Source organism: Microbulbifer hainanensis, assembly GCF_014904735.1.
Lineage (GTDB): Bacteria > Pseudomonadota > Gammaproteobacteria > Pseudomonadales > Cellvibrionaceae > Microbulbifer > Microbulbifer hainanensis.
In genome coordinates this window covers 1-623 of the sequence record NZ_JACZCR010000099.1, presented here as the reverse complement: position 1 = coordinate 623, position 623 = coordinate 1, and the positions used below count along the sequence as shown (strand labels likewise).

Below are 623 nucleotides of genomic sequence, written 5' to 3'. Positions count from 1 at the left end.
CAAGCAATGAGACCGTTGCTCCGGCGTGGGCCAGTTCGCCCGCCAGCGTGAGAGAGGTTGTCGTTTTCCCAGCACCACCCTTTGGCGAGGCACAAGACAATACGGTCATCATTAGGCTCCGGTTCGTTGGCGGAAGCTATGCTAGCATATGATATCACTGCAAACGCACTGATAGATTACGATATCATCGCGGTTGCGATCATTACGAATGCGATGATGTCATCTACTATCATAAAAGATGCCATGGGCGCAAATACAATGATGTCATCCACCATCATAGAATTTAACATCATATGATTTGCTAGCACCCGCAATTCAGATCAGAACGCACAACTGCCAGCGTCTGATGTACTTCCGCATGGAAAAAAAGAACGAAGCTAACCCGGGGGAGGGGAGAGTGCCACGAATGGCCTACGCATAGAACGAGTGATCCATTCTCGAGAGCGCGCTTCATTATTGACGTGCCACATTATTATTCACGTATGTTTACCGTTAAAATGGTTTTTCCACAGCCGCGCGCCCGGCTTGTCGAATTAAGATGTTATAAAAGTTGTTAGAAGGTTACGTCACTCTTACCACATTGACACAAATGCCTTATTTTGCAGGTTTTGTGAGCGATATAC

At 47.0% G+C, this 623-nt stretch carries 1 protein-coding gene; it reads right to left on the bottom strand.

All coding sequences use genetic code 11. The features are described 5' to 3' along the window. On the bottom strand, nt 1-109 hold a 109-nt coding region (locus IG168_RS21040), incomplete at its 3' end, for a ParA family protein (RefSeq protein WP_193166462.1). Between the last annotated feature and the right edge of the window lie 514 nt (nt 110-623).